Genomic DNA, 15,849 nt, shown 5'->3' on the forward strand with positions numbered 1-15,849 from the left:
ATGCGGATCGACTTCCACACCCACATCATCCCGCCGCCAGGGACCATGGACTGGACCGCCCGCTTCGGCCCCGGCCGCTGGCCCAGCCTGACGGCGGAGCCCGACGGCATGGCCACCCTGCGCATGGGCGACGAGGTGGTGATGAAGATCGACGACCGCTTCTGGTCGCCCGAGCGCCGTCTGGTCGACATGGACAAGCAGGGCGTCGACATGCAGGTGCTGTCGCCGATCCCGCTGCTCAGCGGCTATCTGCTTCCGGCCGGACCGAACCAGGAGATCGCCCGTTTCCTGAACAGCTTCATCGCCGACGTGGTGAAGGCGCAACCGGACCGCTTCCTAGGCATGGGCGCCGTGCCGCTGCAGTCGCCGGAGCTGGCCATCGAGGAACTGGGTTTCCTGAAGGACAGCCTTCAGATGCGTGCGGTGCAGATCGGCACCTGTCCGGCCGGGCGCGAGCTGGATGATCCGCTGCTGTTTCCCTTCTTCGAGGCCTGTCAGGAGCTAGATTTCCCAGTCTTCGTTCACCCGATGCAGCCGCTGGCTGGCGGCGATCGGCTGCAAGACCACTACCTGCCCAACATCGTCGGCAACCCGCTGGAGACAGGCTTGGCGATCACCCGGCTGATCGTTGGCGGTGTGCTTGAGCGGTTGCCGCACCTGCGCATTTGTTTCGCCCATGGCGGCGGAGCCTGGCCACTGATCATGGGCCGCGTGGATAAAGGTTTCGCTGTCAGAAACGAGATGCGCGCCGACATTGGCCGCCCGCCCAGCGACTATTCCAAGCAGGTCTATGTCGACAGCTTGACCTTCGACGCCGCCAGCCTGCGCTTCGTGGTCGACCGTATGGGTCCTGACCGGGTGGTGCTGGGCAGCGACTATCCCTTCGGCCTGGGTGATCCCGACCCTGCGCGGGGGGTTGAAGCGTCCGGGCTCCAGCCCGGCGTCGCCGATGCCGTCATGGAAGCCAACCTTTGGGCCTACCTGGGAGGCGGGCCTCACTAACCCCCTCAAACCCAGGTGTGGCGATTAACGACCGCGCCGGATCATAGGCAGGACATCTTGAGCACGCCCGCACCCCTGGACATCGATCAGCTCGTCGACGGCCAGAAGCTCGGCCCGCTGGTCATCCGCATCGTGCTGCTGTCGCTGCTGGTCCAGTGCGGCGACGGCTACGACTTGGCGACCATGTCCTATGCGGCGCCGGAGCTGATCCACGCCTGGCATTTCCCGCCCGCCAAGCTCGGGCCGGTGTTCGGCGCCGGCATCATCGGCATGGCGGTGGGCGGCCCGATATTCGGCTACATCGGCGACCGGTTCGGGCGGCGGGTTGCGATCATCGCCTCCACCCTGATCTATGGTCTTTTCAGTCTGCTGACGGTAACCGCGCACAGCCTCGACACCGTGCTGTGGTTGCGCTTTATCGCCGGCGTTGGCCTGGGCGGCCTATTGCCCAACACCGTGGCGTTGAACGCCGAGTACGCGCCCAAGCGGCTGCGCGCGACCCTGATCATCGTCATGTTCATGGGACTGGCCGTGGGCGGAATCATCCCCTCGATCGTGGCCACCACTCTGCACCGCTACGGCTGGCCCGCCTTCTTCTATGTGGGGGGAATCGCGCCGTTGCTGATGGCGGTGGTGCTGTTCTTCTGGTTGCCCGAGTCGATCAAATTCCTGGTCACACGCCGTCCGGGCAGTTCCGAGGCTGCTCAGCTGGCGGCTCAGATTCGACCAGACCTCCGGATCACCGCGCAGACCCAGCTGACCGTGGCCACCCCGCCGCGCGGCGCCCACAGCGTCTCGCCCGCGCTGCTTTTCGCTGATGGGATGGGAGGCATCACCCTGCTGGTCTGGGTGCTTTTCATCGCCGCCTTGATGGTCAACTTCTTCGTCAACAGCTGGATGCCGACCCTGTTCAGGGCCGAGGGGCTGACCAACAATCAGACCGCCGTCACCCAAGCGGCCTACTACGTCGGCGGCATCTCGGGCGGTCTGCTGATCAGCCGGCTGGTGGACCGGTTCGGTATCGTGGCTATCGCCGCCTACTTCATCGTCAGCTGCCCGGTGGTTGCGGCGGTAGGGACCCATGGTCTGTCGCACCTGGCGCTGACTGGGATCGTCTTCCTGACCGGGGCCACGGTGTTGGGCAGCCAGCTCGGCATGAACGCGGTCACCGGCATGATCTATCCTACCGCCATCCGCTCCAAGGGGGCAGGCTGGGCGAGCGCCGTCGGTCGGGCCGCTTCGGTGGCTGGACCCATGATCGGCGCGGCCCTGATCGCCAAGCACACGCCCCTGCCCAAGCTGTTCCTGATGCCGCTCGTCGCCCTGCTTCCCGGCTCGGTGGCGGCCCTGCTGCTGCTGGCGCTGTGCCGCAAGCGTTTCCACGGCCTGCGGTTGTCGGAGACCGCCGCCGCTTCCACCCCCGCGGGGGGCTGACCATGCCGAAGGACACCATGTCGACCCCTAGCTACGAACCGATCGAGACCGAGCAGGACCTCCGCGAAAAGGTCGCTGCGATGTGCATGATGCTCAACCTGCAAGGCTCGATCGGCATGTTCGGCCACGTCTCGATCCGCGTGCCAGATACCGACCGCGTGCTCATCAGTCCCGGCGCGGGCTCGGAGAAGGGCGCGATCAGGCCGGAGCAGGTGTTTGTCTTCGACATCGGCGGCGAGATCCTGGAGCATCCCGGCGGCGAAATCCCGCTGGAATGGCGTATCCATACCCAGGTCCATCGTGACCGCCCGGAAATCCTGTCGGTGGCCCACCTCCACGCGCGCCATTCCATCCTACTGGGGGTCGCAGACAAGGCGCTGGAGCCGGTTTTCCTGCACGGCGCCTTCCTACATACCGGCGTGCCCACCTGGAATGATCCGCGCTTGGTGGTGAACGACGCCCAGGCGGCGGAGCTCTCCAAAGCGCTAGGCTCGGCGGTGGCGGTGCAACAGCGCGGCCACGGCAGCGTGGTGGTGGGGGAGACGGCGGAGATCTGCTTCTTCCGCTGCACCTTCATGGAAGAGAACGCCCGCAAGCAGGTAGAGGCCGCCATGCTAGGCGGCGCACTCCCGCTTTCACCCGAGCATGCGGCAGACTGCGCGCGCGGGACCTTCAATCCGCGCCTGCTGCACCTCTTATGGACCTACTACGAGCGCAAGGCCCGCCAGGCGCTCGCCAATGGTGAGTTCGCGATGCTGATCGAAGATTAGGCTCCGCGTCGCAGCAAACAAGAACAGTAAAGACGGTCGTCTGGACACTTATTCCGGCGGAATAGGAGGGTTTTGTCTTCAAAATAAGGCTCGAAAAACCGGGGCCGTCGCGGGAGGGAACAGCAATGACTGAAAGCAAGAAGGGTAAGCCGGGTTTTAGGGCGCTGTGCGCATCTGGCGTGGCGATGGGCGCACTGCTGTGCTGCACGACGACGGCGATGGCGCAGAGTAATCCGACGCCCGTGCCCAGCAATCAGATCGATCCCACGCCTTCGCAGGGGCCGCCGCCGCCCACGCCCGAGGCCAAGCAGGAGGCCTCCAGCCTGCCGCGCACCTTCCCAAGCCAGCCAGGCGTCACCGGCGACTGGGGCGGGTTCAGGACCAAGCTTAGTCAGGACGGCTTCGACTTCTTCGGCAGCTTTCAGACCCAGACCGGCTCCAACGTCGGCGGCGGGGTGCAGAGAGGCACAGACTCCAACTACCAGGTGATCCTGGGCACGAACGTCGACCTCGAGAAGATCATTGGCATGCCAGGCGCCACCTTCATCTTCGCCGCTGCTGAACGTTGGGGCCAGAACGCCTCTACCCTGGCGGGGGTGAAAGTGATCCTGGACGGCAACTACGGCGAGGGCGAGGACTTTCGTTTAGGCAATCTAAGCCTGAAGCAAAACCTGCTGAATGGCCGAATTGCCTACCAGATCGGCTACTTCCCAAGCGCGGCGGAGTTCGACTATTCTCCGTTGCTGTGCAGCTTCCTAAATCAGGGCCTGTGCGGGCACCCAAATTCGTTGGGAGCCGACTCGAACGGTTTCCAAAATCCGCCCGGCGCCCAGCTCGGTGGGCGGGTCACCTTCTTCCCGACCCGCGACACCTACATCAAGACGGCGGTATTCGAGGTTAATCCCGGCCTGTTCACCACCGACTACGAGGGGTGGCGCCTGGGCTTGAAAGGCGCAACTGGGGCGATTTCTTTATTGGAATTAGCGTGGACCCCCACCCATGGCATACTCAACCTGCCGGGCCACTACAAGATCGGCGCCTATTATGACAACAGCACTGCGCCGGACATCGTTAACGCCAAGATCCAGCGCGCCGGCCGCGCCAACGGTTGGGTCTACGGCGACCAGATGATCTGGGCGTTTGATCCATCCGCTAAGCGGGGCCTGTACGTTTTCGGCAACGCCACCGACGCCAACAGCAGCAACGCCCAAATTTCCACCTACTATTCGGCCGGCTTTGTGGCTAACGGGCCGTTCGCGGCGCGCCCAGACGACGTCTTGAGCATCGGCTGGGCCAAGTCCGACCTGAACCCGCGTAAGCTTGAGGCCGAGGTAACGGCCAAGCCAAACTTCGGCTATTACAGTGCCGAACAATATTTTGACATCTCCTATAAATTCCAAATTACGCCGTGGCTTTTTATCACCCCAGACGTCCAGTATCTAGAGGATCCGGGAACGTTCACCGCGCAGAAGTTCAAGAACGCCACCGTAATTGGCGGCGCGACGGGAGTCGCGTTTTAGAACCAACCAAGGTGCGATTATTTCCGCCACCTCAGGCGCAACTAGGTCGCAAGCCGCCACATGCCCGCTCTCCTCCGGGGCAGCCAGGTTTGCCGTTCCGGCCTGGGCAGCTCCAAAAGCTAGTGTTCGGAAAGGACGCAATTTCACCACCAGATCCTTTTGGGGCCTGCTGGACCGAAGCCGCCGTGTCGATTGGCTGTTTGGGGGTAAAGCTGTCCAAGGTTCAAGTCCGCACCTACTGGCGGACGAATTGTTGAACGACTCGGCCCGTCTGTTTCGACATCACCTCGTAAAGGCTGCCTTCGACACGGGTTTATGATTCAGGAGGGTGTGGCTGCGAGCAGAAATATCAGACGTCGCGTCAGCCTTTGCCCCAAGTTTGCCCCGGTACTACTTCGACGGGCGTGTTGGGAGTCCGTAGCGGGTTGCCCTGCGCCCTGAGCCCTCCTTGGAATAGCCACAGCCGGCGATGTCCGAAGCAGGGCAGGGGTAACTTCGTCCGTGCTGCTCCCAACATCTGCCGTTGAGGCGGGCTAAAGGGGCGGCCTCAGGGCGGTGCTGACGGCTGAAAGCCGGCAGAAAGGTTCCGGCCGTTATGGGCGCTCTCCGGTCTCTTTCGAGTTCGCACCAGCCTTTCAATTTCGTTTCAGATTGGGTGGTTATCCACACGACACGTTTCATGTCGGCTAAGACCTGCCGCACGGCCGTAGAAGAGCTGCTCGCCGCATTTTTCGCACCGAAGCTTTAAAAGCTTAAGGGCCAATCCGGTCGCGCTTGCCCATAGTATGCATAATATTGGTCCGTCTGATCGGATGCAGATGGCAATGGCTGCAATGTTGACGGCGATCAGGCTCGCTAACAGGGCGACCCTACCGCTCGTCGCCTTGGCCATCTGATTTCTACTCAGCAGGGACGGGCGCGGTCCCGCCGCCGAGACCGCGAGGATAGCGGCGCACGCCCCGCAGGCGCAGCCGGTCGAGATAGAGATAGACCACAGGCGTGGTGAGCAGGGTTAGGACCTGGCTGACCACCAGGCCGCCGATGATGGCCACCCCCAGCGGCTGGCGAATCTCGCCGCCCTCGCCGAGCCCCATAGCCAGAGGAACCGCGCCCATGATTGCGGCGCAAGTGGTCATCAGGATCGGGCGGAAGCGTAGCATGCAGGCCTGGTAGATCGCATCGCGCGACGACAAGTCCTGCTCACGCTCCGCCACCAAGGCGAAATCGATGATCATGATGGCGTTCTTCTTCACGATGCCGATCAGCAGGATCACCCCGATCAGGGCGATGATCGAGAATTCGATGTGGAAGATCAGCAGCGCAAGGACCGCCCCCACCCCCGCCGACGGCAGGGTGGACAGCACGGTCAGCGGATGGATGTAGCTTTCGTACAATATGCCCATGACGATGTAGACGGCGACCAGGGCGGTGACGACCAGGATCGGCTCGCTGGCGACCGACGCTTGAAACGCCTGGGCGGTGCCCTGGAACGTGCCGACTACCGCGGTCGGCATGCCGATCTTCTGCTTAGCGTCCTCCACATCGCGCTGGGCGTCGCTGAGCGACTTGCCCGGGGCCAGATTGAACGACAGCGTTACGGCTACGGCCCCGCTCTGATGGTTGACCGACAGGGGCGTATTGCCTTGCGCCCAGTGGGCGATCGCTGACAGCGGCGTCATGGTCTCGGCCGCGGTCGAGACTGCAGTCCCGGTGGAGGCCGTCACCGCGCCCCCGGTCGAGGTGCGCGCCACCGCGGCGCCAGGGAGCGTGCTGGCGCTCAAGGTGCTGGCTGTAGCTGCAGCGGCAGCCGTAGGTGTGGGGGCCGCGGTTGTGCTGCCGACCCCTGATCCCGCCGTGCCGACCCCAGCCGCGCTTATCCCCAAGCTGCTGCTCGTGTTCGTACTGGAGACGGTTGGGGTGCTGGCGGTATCCACCGATGATGTCGCCACGGCGATATCGGGGGAAGGCGTCGTGGCGCCGTTCACGCCGGTCGTCGTAGCGCCTGTCGCCGCGGACGTGGCCGTTCCCGTCAACGAGGCTGCGCCCGTGGTGGAGGCTGTAGCGGTAAGGGTCGCCATGATCCCCGAGCCGCCCGCGCTTGCCGGGGGCCCGGTAGTCGTGGTGGTCGGAGGCGTACCAGCCGGCGGGGCGACGTAGATGTCGCTCAGCACCGTGGGGTCCTGCTGGTAGCGCTGCGCCACCTCCATGACCACGTGGTACTGGTTCAGCGGATTGTAGATAATCGATGGAAAACTCTGCCCGAAAGCGTCGTTGAGCGTGCTGTCGATCTGCTGCGAGGTGAGGCCGAAGCGCGCCGCCGTATCGCGATCATAGGTCACGTAGCTGTCCAGCGCATGGGACTGCTGGTCTGTGTTGACGTCGGTCAGGTCTGGATAGGCCTGGAGAGCGCGCATCAGCTTGTCTGACCACGCCTTCAAAAGGTCGCTGTTGTCGCTGCGCAGAGTGTATTGATAGGCGGCGTTAGCCTGGCGGCCGCCGATCTGGATGTCCTGGGCCGACACCAGAAACAGGTTGGCTCCCGAGACCTTCGTCGTTCGAGACCGCAACCGATCGCGGACGTTGTCGGCGGTAATTCCCGGACGCTGTGCTCGCGGTTTCAGGGCGACGAACATCGAGCCTCCGGCGGCGGAGACATAGCTGCTGATCGTCTGCACCGCCGGATCGCTCATTACGATCTTCTGCAGCCGACGGACCTTGTCCGAGGTGAGTCGGAAAGACGAGGCCTGATCGACCTGCACCTGGCCGATCAGAGTGCCCGTGTCCTGTTCAGGGAAGAAGCCCTTGGGAACGATGACATAGAGGAAGATGGTCAAAATCGCCGTCGCGATCAGCATCAGCAGGACCGGAAAGCTGTTGTCCAGCGACCAGGTCAGCGCCTTCTCGTAGCCCTTGTGGATGCGGTCGAAGCCCCATTCGAATCCGTCGCCGACGCCGCCCCAGAGCTTGCTCCACCAGGAGCGCCGCAGCGCCTTGGGGTCGCCCCCATGATGTTCCTTGATCATTAGCGCCGCCATCATCGGCGTGGTGGTCAGCGAGACGACGAGCGAGATGACGATGGCCGCTGACAGGGTGACGGCGAACTCGCGAAACAGCCGCCCGACGATGCCGCCCATGGCCAGGATGGGGATGAATACCGCGATCAGCGAAATCGAGATCGACATCACCGTGAAGCCCACCTCGCCCGCCCCGACCAGGGCCGCCCGATAGCGCGGCATGCCGTTCTCGACGTGGCGCGTGATGTTCTCCAGCACCACGATGGCGTCGTCGACCACAAAGCCCGTGGCCACGGTGAGGGCCATCAGCGACAGGTTGTCCAGGCTGTAGTGCAGCAGGAACATCACCCCCAGCGTGCCCAGCAGGCTGACGGTCACCGCCACCGCGGGGATCAGGGTGGCGCGACCGCTGCGAAGGAAGATCAGCACCACGATAACCACCAGCAGGATGGCGATCAGCAGGGTGCGCTCGACCTCGGCCAGCGAGGAGCGGATGGTCTTGGTCGCATCCACCGTCACTGTCAGGTCGATCGGTCCGCTCTGATCGATGTCGGTGCGAAGTTGCGGCAGGACCGCATTGATCCGGTCCACAGTGGCGATGATGTTGGAGCCGGGCGCCTTGGTCACCTGGACGACGATCGCCGCCTTGCCGTTGGCCAAGCCTAGGTTCTGCAGGTTCTCCGGACCCTCCACCACCTCGGCGATATCCTTCATCCGCACCGGCCGGCTGTTGCGGTAGGCGATGACGACATCGTCGTAGTCTTTGGGCAGGGTGGCCTGGTCGTTGGTGCTGATCAGGTGCTGCCGCAATCCATCGGAATAGAATCCCTTGGGCATGAAGGCGTTGGTGGACTGGATCGCCGCTCTCACGTCTTCCAGGCCGATGCCGTACTTGTTCAGCGCGTAGGGGTTCATCTCCACCCGCACCGCCGGGGAGGCGGCGCCGAGGACGTCGACCTCGCCCACCCCGCTGATCTGCGAGAGGGCCTGCTGCACGACGATCGAGGCTTTGTCGAAGACCAGGTAGGTGGGCAAGGTTTTGGAGGTGAGCGCCAGCACCATGATCGGCCGCTCGGCCGGATTGGCCTCCTTGTAGGTCGGGGCGCTCGGCAGGCCGGTGGGTAGCAGGGACTGAGCGGCATTGATGCCTGCCTGAACGTCGCGCGCCGCGCCGTTGATGTTACGGTCCAACCCGAATTGCAGGGTGATCCGCGTCGTGCCCTGACCGCTTCGGTTGGAGCTAGTGGAGGTCAGCTCGGTAACGTCGGCTATCGTGCCGAGCGTGCGCTCCAGCGGCGTCGCGACGCTGGTGGCCATCACCTCGGGGCTGGCGCCGGGCAGGCTGGCCTGGACCTGGATGGTGGGAAAGTCGACCTGGGGCAGGGGGGCTACCGGCAGCACGAAGTAGGCCGCCACCCCGACCAGGGCGATACCGAGGGTCAACAGGGTGGTGGCGATCGGCCGCCGGATGAATAGAGCCGATGGGTTCCAGCTCAACGCAGCTGCCCGCTCATGTCTGCCGGGACGCGGGTAAGCGGGCCATGGTCATCTTCATGATCAGGGCGGCGTATTGAAGCGCCGCAACCAGGCTGAACAGGACGCCAGGACCAATCAATGCAAGAGCTCCGCCTCGCCAGATATTAGTTTCACAGCTGCGCTCCGGCTTTGAGCGCGCCTTGAACAACCGCAGCCGAGCAGGTCACGTACCTGCGCCGCAATACTGGTGAATTGCGAAGGAATGCAGAACTGCCATAACCGGACATGATCGAGCTGTATTTCCTCACCGACGCATTTCGATCTCGAGTCGATGATTGGGGTCGAAAAGTCGGACTGTGTAAAACTCGAGGACGATCTATTTATTGTGTAGGCGCTGACTATAGCCAAGCGGATTTATTCAATATTGGGCGGCAACGGGTCGCCTACCGCCTCGTGCCGCCTTGGAAACAATTGTGCGAGGGAGTGGGTGGACTGGCTCGCCTACATTGTGAGCGGTCGTCGCGGAACCTGCAGTTCACCGATGCCCGGAGTCCGGCGCAAGGCGCGCGGCTGTTTTGGGCGCAGGCCAGTAATACAGGGCTGTGGCGCCCAGCAGCCCGGAGCTCGCCCGGGACGCCGCCACCTCCCGGTCGCGAAACCAGAAGGACAGCGTTACGACCGGAGTTCCCGGCTCAAGCATGCGGTCGAGCAGTGCCGCCAGCCGCGGCATCGATCGGATCATGAGATAGCAGGTGACCGCCTGAGCGTCGCTCAGGTCGCAGTCGAAGTAGTTTCTCCGGCGCAGGCTCAGATTGGCCACGCCGCGGCCTCGTAGGCGCGACACCCAGTAGGGAAAGGGCGAGATTTCGATCCCTCGTACCTTGGCCTGGGGAAAGGCCTGCGCCAGGGCCACTGCAAGTGAGCCCCAGCCCGACCCGAGCTCGTAGATCACCGCCCCCTCCGCCAGGGCCGCCTGTCTCAGCAGGGTGATCACGTCGACCGCCTCCGTGGCGTTCGACGACATCGGCGGCACGCCCGTCAGCCCCTGGAAGACCAGGATCGAGATGCAGAGACCGAGGACCGGGGCCAGGACCGCCAGGGCGAGGAGACCGTGTCCGGGCATGGGCGGTGAGGGCTCCGTGGAGATCAGGCCTCCCTTTCGGGGGCGACGGGTCGACCTCGGTCGGTGCAGGGCTGCCGGCAAGCGGTCGTCGGGATAGTCCGCTATAGAGAAACCTGGAAACGTCCGAACTACCCCCGACTCCCGACATCAGCCGGTTCGGAAAGCAAGCCTGGCTGGCACTTTGAATGGTGAGTTTCCGGAGAAAGGCTGATGTCGGTTGTGGGCGCACCAATGCCATTCTTCGAAGCGGGCAGGGGGAAGCGCGAGGTAGGGTAGGCCTGCCGAAAAGGTCGCATCAGCCGAGCTTGGGGTCACTCTCTGTCGCGCTTCAGCCCAGCCAAAACCGTCTTGTTCAGCTTGAGCACGACGCCGGCGTTTCGGTCGGCGACTTCGCTGATGCGGTACTCGGCGGCAGCTCCCAGGACCTCGGCGGTCTCGGTAGGGGTAAGCTGGTACGTGTCGGACAGCCACGCGGACATGTTGGAGGTCGCCGCCTGAATCGCGGTGTCGAGTGAGCCGCCGAAGCCCATCGCCATGATCTGGCTCGTCGACTCTACGCGTGGCGAAGGTGGTCGCTTTCCTGGGATGACATCGACAGTCACCTCCACGTCCATAGAGGTCTCCAGCGCATTGCCAGTCAGCTCCCCATCGCCTTGGGCGGCATGGGCGTCTCCGAAATAGAGCAGAGCCCCCGGTACGCTCACCGGAAGATAGACCGTCGCGCCCTCGACGATCTCATTGAAGTCCATGTTGCCGCCGAACCCGCCAGAGTCGCCAGTGGGCGGTGCGCCACCGACCGGGGCGGGCGCCGTCGCGATGCACCCGAGCATGGGGTGCACAGGGACGGCGAAGCCTGAGGTGTGAGGCCCGGGCGCCTCGGGGCTGGCGACGCCCTTGTCCAGGTCCAGGCGCCAGCGAACGGTCTTGCCAGCGTCCTTCATGCGGGCGGCCAGACGGCTATCCATAGCGCGGTTCACAAGGCGGTCGTCGCTGATTGCGTAGTCGCGGTTCAGCTTCAGGTGAACGACGTGGACCGCAAGCGTATCGCCCGGCATGGCCGAGCGGACGTAAAATGGGCCGGTCTGCGGATTGCCGCCCAGTACTCGAGTTACGCCAGACGCATCTGCGCCGCCGGCATCCACCGTCGTCGTGTGGATGGTGTCGCCTGGGGAGATGGTCAGCACCGATGGGGTAAGGGCGGAGAACTGACGGTAGAAGGTGGTTGGGACGAACTCATGCCGCCGGGGCGGATCTGTCAGGCGCGCCGGCGCGCGCTTAGCAGTGAAACTGTAATGTTGGGGGTGGCTTCTGTCGCCACCATCCGTGGACACGACCGAGCCGGAAAGCCTTCCGTCCGCGAAGCTCGCCTCCACTACCGATGTGTCGCCTGCTGCGTCGCTGGCCGTGAAGTGCAGGGCTGAACCGGTCACTGAGCCTGTGAGACTGTCCCCGTCAAACTCGCCCGCGAGTTGGGCGCCGGCGCGGGTCAGCTTCAGCGAGCCGTACAGCGCCGAGCCGTAAACGTCTTCGGTGACGATCCAGCGTCCGTTAAGGTCAGGGGCCTGGGCCTGGGCCTGGGCCTTGGCGGCGGCGGCGAACTCCAGAGCCAAGGCGGCGGCGAGGATCGGCAGGCGTATCATGGGACGATCCAGCTTGGCTTTGAACGACGTTGCGGTTGTGGGTGATGGTGGCGGCAGGGGCAACCCCACCTATGGAATGGCTGCGCGTCGCGCGTACCGCCGCCGGGAAGCCTAACGCCGAGAAGCGGGTATCAGAAGTATCAAAGTAGGCAATCGGGCGCGACTGGCCATCCGGCTACTGCCATAGCCGATGTCAGATTTGGAGGTTGGCTCGACGTCTGAATGTGCTTGAGAGCTGCCGGGGGAGGGGGCTCCGGGCCTATAATGATGGCTTGGAATATGTCCGCTTCTCGGAAGCAAGCTAATGTCGCCTATGGGCGCAGAGCACGGGAAGACGCGATGGCGGCACCCACTGACCTTCCGCCGAAAAGCGGACACCCCACGGGGCAGGGGAGGGGTGGGCAGTTGGGTTTCTGCCTGACAGCGGACCTCCTCCGACGCGGGCGAAGGGCCGCTGGCATGGATCGGCTCAGCTCCCGAAACCCACCGTTTGCGCGCCGTCGGCCCTCTTGCCCGGAAGCGGACGGTCTATTCGACCGCAACGGGGTCGGGAGCACGTATCGGCTCAGTTCCCGAAAGTGGTCCTTTGGCGATGTCAGCTATGCGGCCGCGCGTGGGAGTCCGCTTGACCTCCGGACCTGCCGTTGGACTCGGAGAAAGGCGCGGACCTGAGGCGAGCCGAACGTCCGAAGTCGGGCAGAAGGCGCATGTCTCCTATGGGCGCGACTTGGACGAGAGATCAGGCCGTCAGTTCTGCGACACTCGCAGCCGGTACGGCCCCATTACGCCAGTGCCCGCCCCTCACGATCGGGAAGCACTGCGCCAATACCTGCACTAGCGGCGTGCTGGCGGCCCCCAGCGGGCTCACGCCCGCATGCGGGCTACCTCGGGCGCCAGTTGGGGCGGATGACCGACGTCGATCGCGCAAGGCGTTGTCGCCGGCCACTAGATTGCGAAGAGAAGCGTGATCCGCAACTTTGGAAACAAACGCCGGGAGAGTAGTCGTAAGGCTGCAACTGCGCTGCGGTGAGGTCACACTTGGGTCAAGCCGCCATCGACGCAGAGGTCGATGCCCGTAATGAAGCTCGAATCCTCGGAGGCGAGGAAGAGTGCGGCGGTTGCGATCTCCTCCGGCCTCCCGAAGCGGCCCATCGGCACCATCGCCGTCATCGCATTCTTCCAGGCGGACGGCGCATCCTGCGTGAAGGGCGTGTCGATCGGGCCCGGGCTAATGACGTTGACCCTGATCCGCCGGTCCTTCAACTCGACGGTCCAGCCGCGCGCAAAGGACCGGACCGCGGCCTTGCTGGCGCTGTAGATGCTGCCGCCTGCAAGCCCCTTGAGATGGGCAATGGAGCTGTTCAGGATGATCGCGCCGCCGTCGTTGAACAACGGTAGGGCTTTTTGCACGGTGAACACCACCGCCCGGGTGTTGACGTTGAAGGTGGTGTCGAACACCGCCTCGCTGACGGATGTGATCGGCTGGTCCATGTGGCCGACCGCCGGGCTGGCGAACAGGACATCGATGTGACCGGACTCCGCCCGCACGGTCTCGTACAGCCGATCCAGATCCGCAAGGTCGGCCACATCGCCCTGAACGCCGACCGCGCCGCTACCGATCTCCGCGACGGCGGCGTCGAGAACCTCCTGCCGGCGGCCGGTGATAAAGACCTTCGCGCCTTCAGCAGCAAAAAGTTTCGCCGTCGCGAACGCCATGCCTGTGCTGCCGCCGGTAATGACCGCTGTCTTCCCGCTTAATTTCGGCAAAGAATTGTTCCTTTGGTTGCCGCATAAACGTGGTGTTTCGCGGTCCCCAGAGAGTATTGGGGGAATGCTTTCCGACAAGCCGGCAAGAGAGAATGTTAATGATGCCGCACTCGAATAGCGAAGCGGGGGTCTAACATGGATCGATTGGGCCAGATGCGTCTGTTTGTCCGCGTCGTGGAGGCGGGAAGCTTCTCCCGGGCCGCCAAAGCGGCGGGCGTCGCGCAGCCCACCGTCAGCAAGCAGATCGCCGCGTTGGAGGAGCATCTTAAGACGCAGTTGCTGCGCCGGACGCCGAGGGGGCTGAGCGTCACCGAGACCGGGAAGGCGTATTATGCGTTCGTCGCAGGCATGCTTGCGGATCTAGACACGGCGGAAGCGCGCATCGGACAAGACGACGGCGGGCTGCACGGACGTGTCCGGATCTCCTTTCCGCCGCTGTTCGCGAGCCGGCATGTGATCCCGCGCCTTCCTGACTTCCTTGACCGCAATCCGGAGCTCTCCCTCCAGATCGACGTGTCCGAGCGCTACGTCAGCCTGATCGAGGACGGTGTGGATTTGGCCGTACGCATCGGCGACGTCGATGAAAGCAGTCTGAGCGCCCGTCAGATCGGCAGCGTTGCCGCGATGATCGTGGCGGCGCCCGCTTATCTGCAACGGCATGGTGTGCCCGCGACTCCGGAGGCTCTCCAAGACCATTCCGCCGTGCAATTCCTTTTCCACGGCGAGGTCAGGCCCTGGGCGTTCGTCGGCGGCGGAGAACGCATTCAGGTCTCGCCGTCAGCGCGCATCCAGACAAATGACGCCGATAGCGTTCAATCTGCGGCGATGGCCGGACTCGGCATCGCGCGCGGGCCGAGTTGGATGTTCGTGGAGCAGCTGGCGGCAGGTTGGTTGACGCCGATCCTCCAAGAGTATGCGCCACCAACCTACCCCATCTGGGCGGTGACGACGCGCAGTCGCCACAAGGCGGGACCCGTGGAGGCGATCGCCGACTTCCTTGCCGAATTGTTCGAGAGGGAGCCGGAGCTGCGGATTCGATAGTGACGGCGGCCTTTCATCCGAGGAGAAGTTCGCTGGCAAAGCGTCCTCACATGACCGGGAGCACGGTGTTGCCGATCATAAGAAAAGGTATGTGCAGCCCAAGCCCGTTGACCCACAGGTGGCTGATGGCGTGCGGGGACCGGAAGCCGACATACGTCCAGGCGAGCATCGCCGGAGCGGATCCGACAGTCTGACGGCTAAAGTGATCGCGATGAGCGGGGCGAGATACTGCTGTTCTGCTCTCGCCGAGGGCAGTGCCAGACCAAATTCACACATGCTGATTATAAGGAACCGCCCCGCCGCCGGCTCTCGCCAATGCCTTACGGCGTCGACGCTTGCTGCGCTAACCAAGCCCGCGGTAAAGGGCGGCATGCCAGAGGCTGCGGCCTCCTCGGCTTGGTCTGACAATGCCCGCCCGCCAGTTTGACCGTGGGCGGCTAGTCGCTGTTGTGCTGCGGCCGACCTCCCCGTGAGCATTAGCCTTTGGCTCAGCGCCGTGCGCTTGCGCCGCGCGGCGCCAGCAGAACCGTAAGAGATCGCACGCCCTGCGCGCCATGGATCAGCACGCCTTCGATGTCGGCCTCCAGGATCGCCGTCAAGGCCTCGACCCACGGTCCCAACTTCGGCTGGGGCTGGACGGCTCGCTTGTAGTTGAACTCGGTCGCCTCGGATCGCAGCACTCTGCGCACCGTGTCCCGCGCAAGCCCCAGCTCTCGGGCGATCCGTTTGATCCCCTTGCGGTTCTGGAAATGCTCAAACCGGATCCGCGCGATCGTCTCCACGCCCGTCATCCCCCACTCCTTCCAGAACCCGGAAGGAGCATCAAAAACCATGGGTCAGGGGGCTAATCTTCGACGCGAAAAACGCTCCTCAGGGGGACAACATTGCAGGCGATCTCACAGCCCATCTGAATGTCGTCTCGCTGGAGCAAGCGGCAGGTCCGCTTCGGGCGCCGAGCGGACTTCCGGCTCGGTCCGCGGGCGTTTAGCGCTGCACGATACCGAGTTCGCTTTCGCCAAACGGGTCCGCCGCAAGCGCCTCATGAACTGTCCTGATCATGGA

General features: G+C 64.0%; 9 protein-coding genes and 1 pseudogene. 5 read left to right on the plus strand and 5 right to left on the minus strand.

From position 1 onward, the window contains the following. From GSQ87_RS07110 to GSQ87_RS07125, 4 genes are all read left to right on the plus strand, one after another. Positions 1 to 1,002 (plus strand): amidohydrolase family protein, encoded by a 1,002-nt coding sequence (locus GSQ87_RS07110; RefSeq protein ID WP_158914734.1) that lies wholly within the window; start codon positions 1 to 3, stop codon positions 1,000 to 1,002. Between the two features lie 57 nt (positions 1,003 to 1,059). Next, the gene (locus tag GSQ87_RS07115; RefSeq protein ID WP_158914735.1) at positions 1,060 to 2,436 is read left to right on the plus strand and encodes an MFS transporter; all 1,377 of its coding nucleotides are present in this window, start codon (positions 1,060 to 1,062) and stop codon (positions 2,434 to 2,436) included. A 17-nt stretch (positions 2,437 to 2,453) separates the two neighbouring features. After that, entirely contained in the window at positions 2,454 to 3,206 is a 753-nt protein-coding gene (locus tag GSQ87_RS07120; protein ID WP_158914737.1) for a class II aldolase/adducin family protein, read from the plus strand. Positions 3,207 to 3,331: 125 nt separating this feature from the next. Next, positions 3,332 to 4,726 carry a carbohydrate porin gene (locus tag GSQ87_RS07125; RefSeq protein WP_158914739.1) on the plus strand — a complete coding sequence of 465 codons (1,395 nt, stop codon included), beginning with the start codon at positions 3,332 to 3,334 and terminating at the stop codon, positions 4,724 to 4,726. Between the two features lie 899 nt (positions 4,727 to 5,625). On the opposite strand, the gene GSQ87_RS22720 is transcribed toward GSQ87_RS07125, so the two are convergent. From GSQ87_RS22720 to GSQ87_RS07145, 4 genes are all read right to left on the minus strand, one after another. Continuing rightward, the gene (locus tag GSQ87_RS22720; RefSeq protein ID WP_158914741.1) at positions 5,626 to 9,237 is read right to left on the minus strand and encodes an efflux RND transporter permease subunit; all 3,612 of its coding nucleotides are present in this window, start codon (positions 9,235 to 9,237) and stop codon (positions 5,626 to 5,628) included. Positions 9,238 to 9,751: 514 nt separating this feature from the next. Next, a complete protein-coding gene (locus tag GSQ87_RS07135; RefSeq protein ID WP_158914743.1) occupies positions 9,752 to 10,339 on the minus strand; it encodes a cyclopropane-fatty-acyl-phospholipid synthase family protein in 588 nt (195 codons plus the stop codon). A gap of 311 nt (positions 10,340 to 10,650) precedes the next feature. Then, positions 10,651 to 11,979 (minus strand): acetamidase/formamidase family protein, encoded by a 1,329-nt coding sequence (locus GSQ87_RS07140; protein WP_158914745.1) that lies wholly within the window; start codon positions 11,977 to 11,979, stop codon positions 10,651 to 10,653. Between the two features lie 1,032 nt (positions 11,980 to 13,011). Beyond that, the gene (locus GSQ87_RS07145) at positions 13,012 to 13,746 is read right to left on the minus strand and encodes an SDR family NAD(P)-dependent oxidoreductase (RefSeq protein WP_158914747.1); all 735 of its coding nucleotides are present in this window, start codon (positions 13,744 to 13,746) and stop codon (positions 13,012 to 13,014) included. A 153-nt stretch (positions 13,747 to 13,899) separates the two neighbouring features. Here GSQ87_RS07145 and GSQ87_RS07150 point away from each other — a divergent pair, with 153 nt between their 5' ends. Then, a complete protein-coding gene (locus tag GSQ87_RS07150; protein ID WP_158914749.1) occupies positions 13,900 to 14,787 on the plus strand; it encodes a LysR family transcriptional regulator in 888 nt (295 codons plus the stop codon). A gap of 575 nt (positions 14,788 to 15,362) precedes the next feature. On the opposite strand, the pseudogene GSQ87_RS07155 reads toward GSQ87_RS07150, so the two are convergent. Further along, positions 15,363 to 15,578, minus strand: a pseudogene (locus GSQ87_RS07155) (IS21 family transposase); the annotation flags it as partial. Positions 15,579 to 15,849 lie beyond the last annotated feature (271 nt).

The organism is Caulobacter sp. S45 (genome assembly GCF_009765965.1).
Taxonomy (GTDB): domain Bacteria; phylum Pseudomonadota; class Alphaproteobacteria; order Caulobacterales; family Caulobacteraceae; genus CAHJWH01.